The sequence below is a fragment of the Parapedobacter koreensis genome, assembly GCF_900109365.1.
Taxonomy (GTDB): domain Bacteria; phylum Bacteroidota; class Bacteroidia; order Sphingobacteriales; family Sphingobacteriaceae; genus Parapedobacter; species Parapedobacter koreensis.
This window is the reverse complement of sequence record NZ_FNZR01000023.1, coordinates 1-5,593: the sequence shown is the minus strand read 5'-3', so window position 1 is coordinate 5,593 and position 5,593 is coordinate 1. Positions and strand designations below refer to the sequence as shown.

Below are 5,593 nucleotides of genomic sequence, written 5' to 3'. Positions count from 1 at the left end.
AAACAAAAAAAGCCCCCCGTGTACAAACGGGGGGCTGGAATGAAATCCGGCGCCGACCTACTCTCACGCCTGTTACGGCAATACCATCGGCTCTGGCGGGCTTAACTGCTCTGTTCGGGATGGGAAGAGGTGGACACCGCCGATATAGGCACCTGAATACCTTTATGACATATCATCGGAAGAAAACAAGCGCGAGAGTCCGAGCAAGGCAACAGCGCCTCCTGCGCGAGAAAGCCTTCGGGCTATTAGTACCGCTCGGCTGTGGTGTTGCCACCTCTATACCTGCGGCCTATCGACCCCGTAGTCTACGGGGACCCTCAATGGAACACTAATCTCGTGGCCGGTTTCGCACTTAGATGCTTTCAGCGCTTATCCTAACCCGACATAGCTACCCAGCCGTACACCTGGCGGCATAACTGGTTCACCAGCGGTCGGTCCAGCCCGGTCCTCTCGTACTAAGGCCAGCCCCACTCAATATTCCAACGCCCGCAACAGATAGGGACCGAACTGTCTCGCGACGTTCTGAACCCAGCTCGCGTGCCACTTTAATCGGCGAACAGCCGAACCCTTGGGACCTTCTCCAGCCCCAGGATGTGACGAGCCGACATCGAGGTGCCAAACCTCCCCGTCGATATGAGCTCTTGGGGGAGATCAGCCTGTTATCCCCAGAGTACCTTTTATCCTTTGAGCGATGGCCCTTCCATGCAGAACCACCGGATCACTATGTCCGCCTTTCGGCCCTGTCCGGCTTGTCGGCCTCACAGTCAAGCAAGCTTATGCCATTGCACTCCTCGTACGGTTACCAAGCGTACTGAGCTTACCTTTGAAAGCCTCCGTTACCTTTTTGGAGGCGACCACCCCAGTCAAACTACCCACCAAACAGTGTCCCCCGAGTCTTCGGGGTTAGGAACCGGATACGCAAAGGGCGGTATTTCAAGGACGGCTCCGCGGATCCTGGCGAACCCGTTTCGCAGCCTCCCGCCTATCCTACACATCACGCACCCAGTCCCAATGTTAAGCTATAGTGAAGGTTCATGGGGTCTTTCCGTCCCGTTGCGGGTAACCGGCGTCTTCACCGATACCACAATTTCACCGAGCTCATGGCCGAGACAGCGCCCAGATCGTTACACCATTCGTGCAGGTCGGAACTTACCCGACAAGGAATTTCGCTACCTTAGGACCGTTATAGTTACGGCCGCCGTTTACCGGGGCTTCGGTTCAATGCTTCGCCGTTGCCGACTAACATCCCCCCTTAACCTTCCGGCACCGGGCAGGTGTCAGGCCTTATACATCATCTTCCGATTTCGCAAAGCCATGTGTTTTTGTTAAACAGTCGCCTGGGCCTTTTCACTGCGGCCCCGCGTCTTACCGCGGGGCGCCCCTTCTCCCGAAGTTACAGGGCCATTTTGCCGAGTTCCTTAGCCATGATTCACTCGAGCACCTTAGGATTCTCACCCCAACCACCTGTGTCGGTTTGCGGTACGGGTTCTGCATGCCTGAAGCTTAGCGGTTTTTCTCGGAAGCCTGATTACCCACGCTATCGGCGCCCCCGGGGGTTTGCCGTACTGTCGGGTTTCAGCACCAACCACGGATTTGCCTATGGTTGGTATACCTACGCCCTTCAACGCACTATTCCGTCAGTGCGCGGTGGTGTCACTTCTCCGTCCCCGCGTCGCAGCATGCAAAAGTACGGGAATATTAACCCGTTGTCCATCGGAATCGCCTTTCGGCTTATCCTTAGGCCCCGACTGACCCTGATCCGATTAGCGTTGATCAGGAAACCTTGGTCTTTCGGTGGGCGGGTTTCCCACCCGCCTTATCGTTACTTATGCCTACATTTGCTTTTCCAGAAAGTCCACGGCCCCTTACAGGACCGATTCGCCCCCGCTGGAATGCTCCCCTACCGATATAAATATCCCACGGCTTCGGTAACACGCTTGATGCCCGTTCATTATCCACGCCCGGCCGCTCGACTAGTGAGCTGTTACGCACTCTTTAAATGAATGGCTGCTTCCAAGCCAACATCCTAGCTGTCTGTGCAGCCGGACCTCGTTAGTCCAACTTAGCGTGTATTTGGGGACCTTAGCCGGTGGTCTGGGTTCTTTCCCTCTCGGCACCGGACCTTAGCACCCGGTGCCTCACTGCAGCGTATATCCGATGGCATTCGGAGTTCGTCTGGATTTGGTAGGATGTGACTCCCCCGCACCCAATCGGTAGCTCTACCTCCATCGGACTCTCCGCCACGCTGTCCCTAAAGACATTTCGGGGAGTACGAGCTATTTCCCAGTTTGATTGGCCTTTCACCCCTACCCTCAGTTCATCCGGAAGCTTTTCAACGCTTATCGGTTCGGCCCTCCAGTACCTGTTACGGCACCTTCAGCCTGACCAAGGGTAGATCACAAGGTTTCGCGTCTACCTCCACCGACTGCACGCCCTGTTCAGACTCGCTTTCGCTTCGGCTGCCCCACTGAATGGGTTAACCTCGCCGGTGAAGTGTAACTCGTAGGCTCATTATGCAAAAGGCACGCCGTCACAGCATACGCTGCTCCGACCGCTTGTAGGCACACGGTTTCAGGTTCTATTTCACTCCCCTGTTCGGGGTTCTTTTCACCTTTCCCTCACGGTACTGGTCCACTATCGGTCTCCCAGGAGTATTTAGCCTTGGCGGATGGTGCCGCCGGATTCCCGCAGGGCGTCTCCGACCCCGCGGTACTCAGGATACCATTAGGCTGCACTTGCTTACGTGTACGGGACTATCACCCCCTATGGTGCCGGCTTCCCTTCCGGCTTCCACTTAACGCATGCTTGCCATGTCATGGTCCTACAACCCCGCATATGCCGTAACATATCCGGTTTGGGCTAATCCGCGTTCGCTCGCCACTACTTGCGGAATCACTGTTGTTTTCTCCTCCTACGCCTACTTAGATGTTTCAGTTCAGCGCGTTCGCGTATATATACGGTGTACCTTCAGTACACCAGGTTGCCCCATTCGGAAACCACCGGATCAATTCGCATTTGCCGATCCCCGGCGCTTATCGCAGCTTGTCGCGTCCTTCATCGCCTCTGGGAGCCTAGGCATCCCCCGTGTGCCCTTATTTACTTTCTTCCCCCCGCGGCCCTTTTGCAAACCGCGGCGGTGCCTGCGGCGCGCACCGTAATGCGCACCGTGCTGTTGCCTTCTCTCTTCTCTTTCTTGTTTTCTTCCAATATGTCAAAGAACTTTTTGCTTCATAGATACGAGACGACAGACGTGAGATGCCGGACCTGTTACCGTCCCATATCTCTTATCTTATGCCCCCAATCCAAAAACATCGTGGAGAATAACGGATTCGAACCGTTGACCCCCTGCGTGCAAGGCAGGTGCTCTAGCCAGCTGAGCTAATTCCCCTCAACCCGTAGTCCCGAGCAGACTTGAACTGCTGACCCCTACATTATCAGTGTAGTGCTCTAACCAACTGAGCTACGGGACTAGCTTTATTCTTGCCTCTCCGGACCGGCCGTGTAGGGAACGGTGTCCTATTCTTCTTCTCTTATTCATTGATAATCCATGGCGCAACGAGTACCAAACGGGTACCCTAGAAAGGAGGTATTCCAGCCGCACCTTCCGGTACGGCTACCTTGTTACGACTTAGCCCCAATCACCAGTTTTGCCCTGACACGCTCCTTGCGGCAACATGCTTCAGGCACCCCCGGCTTTCATGGCTTGACGGGCGGTGTGTACAAGGCCCGGGAACGTATTCACCGCGTCATTGCTGATACGCGATTACTAGCGAATCCAACTTCACGGGGCCGAGTTGCAGGCCCCGATCCGAACTGTGAACGGCTTTGCGGGATTGGCGCCTCATCGCTGAGTGGCTGCCCGCTGTACCGCCCATTGTAGCACGTGTGTAGCCCCGGACGTAAGGGCCATGATGACTTGACGTCGTCCCCGCCTTCCTCGCTGCTTGCGCAGGCAGTCTGGATAGAGTCCCCACCTTTAAATGCTGGCAACTATCCATAGGGGTTGCGCTCGTTGCGGGACTTAACCCAACACCTCACGGCACGAGCTGACGACAGCCATGCAGCACCTAGTTTCGTGTCCCGAAGGACTCACCCATCTCTGGGTGATTCACTAACTTTCAAGCCCGGGTAAGGTTCCTCGCGTATCATCGAATTAAACCACATGCTCCTCCGCTTGTGCGGGCCCCCGTCAATTCCTTTGAGTTTCACCCTTGCGGGCGTACTCCCCAGGTGGATGACTTAACGCTTTCGCTTGGACGCTCGCCGTGTATCGCGAACATCGAGTCATCATCGTTTAGGGCGTGGACTACCAGGGTATCTAATCCTGTTCGATCCCCACGCTTTCGTGCATCAGCGTCAATCGCGCCTTGGTAAGCTGCCTTCGCAATCGGTGTTCTGTGGCATATCTATGCATTTCACCGCTACTTGCCACATTCCGCCTACCTCATCCGCATTCAAGCGCGCCAGTATCAAAGGCACTGCGATGGTTGAGCCACCGTCTTTCACCCCTGACTTAGCGCGCCGCCTACGCACCCTTTAAACCCAATAAATCCGGATAACGCTCGGATCCTCCGTATTACCGCGGCTGCTGGCACGGAGTTAGCCGATCCTTATTCTTACGGTACGCTCAACCCTCTACACGTAAAGGGGTTTGTTCCCGTACAAAAGCAGTTTACAACCCGTAGGGCCGTCCTCCTGCACGCGGCATGGCTGGTTCAGGCTCCCGCCCATTGACCAATATTCCTTACTGCTGCCTCCCGTAGGAGTCTGGTCCGTGTCTCAGTACCAGTGTGGGGGATTCTCCTCTCAGAGCCCCTAGGCATCGTCGCCTTGGTGGGCCGTTACCCCACCAACTAGCTAATGCCACGCGAGCCCATCCGTCCCCTATGAATATTTGGTTGCCTTACGATGCCGTAAGCCAACGTCATGCGGTGTTAATCCCTCTTTCGAGGGGCTATCCCCCTGGGACGGGCAGGTTGCTCACGCGTTACGCACCCGTGCGCCACTCTCATGGGGAGCAAGCTCCCCAATCCCGTTCGACTTGCATGTATTAGGCCTGCCGCTAGCGTTCATCCTGAGCCAGGATCAAACTCTCCATTGTAATAATGAATCGTTCGAAACCGACCCGATTTTCTAACCGGAATCAATCTCTGTATTGTTTTTGTCTACGACCCGATTGACCTAGGTCTGTCTTTCTCAACTTTCGCCTTAAAACAGACTACTCGTTGCGCTACATGAATATCAATATCTTTCAAGAACTATCTCGCCCCCGCTCGCGCTTCGGCTTCCGTATATCCTGCCGGCATTAAACCGGCCCAATAACCTCTCTTTTTCAATCCCCCGGGCTTCGCGCCACGGGGCCGGAACCTTTATCTTAAACCCCGTTCCGTTTGGGACTGCAAAGGTAGGAACCTTTTCCGTATTTCCAAAAATTATTTTTTTTTATTTTCCCCCAGGAAACCGCGCCAAACAACAACCTTCCGAACACCACCCTCAAAGCGCAAAAAACCTACCCGTATCCCTTCAAAAAACTATCCCAACCGACAGGAACACTAACCGTCCCCCCGTTGCGGGCTGCAAAAGTAGAATAGTT

General features: G+C 55.0%; 2 tRNA genes and 3 rRNA genes. All 5 read right to left on the bottom strand.

The window, feature by feature from the left end:
• Positions 1 to 44: 44 nt before the first annotated feature.
• The 5 genes from rrf to BMW65_RS23730 all read right to left on the bottom strand — a co-directional run bounded on the left by rrf (position 45) and on the right by BMW65_RS23730 (position 5,101).
• Positions 45 to 156: ribosomal RNA gene (gene rrf / locus BMW65_RS23750) — 5S ribosomal RNA — on the bottom strand.
• A 69-nt stretch (positions 157 to 225) separates the two neighbouring features.
• Positions 226 to 3,106 (bottom strand): 23S ribosomal RNA (locus tag BMW65_RS23745).
• Positions 3,107 to 3,314: 208 nt separating this feature from the next.
• A tRNA-Ala gene (locus BMW65_RS23740) sits at positions 3,315 to 3,388 on the bottom strand.
• 8 nt (positions 3,389 to 3,396) lie between these two features.
• Positions 3,397 to 3,470, bottom strand: a tRNA-Ile gene (locus BMW65_RS23735).
• A 109-nt stretch (positions 3,471 to 3,579) separates the two neighbouring features.
• Positions 3,580 to 5,101 (bottom strand): 16S ribosomal RNA (locus BMW65_RS23730).
• The 16S, 23S and 5S rRNA genes sit together here with 2 tRNA genes alongside, the layout of an rRNA operon.
• Positions 5,102 to 5,593 lie beyond the last annotated feature (492 nt).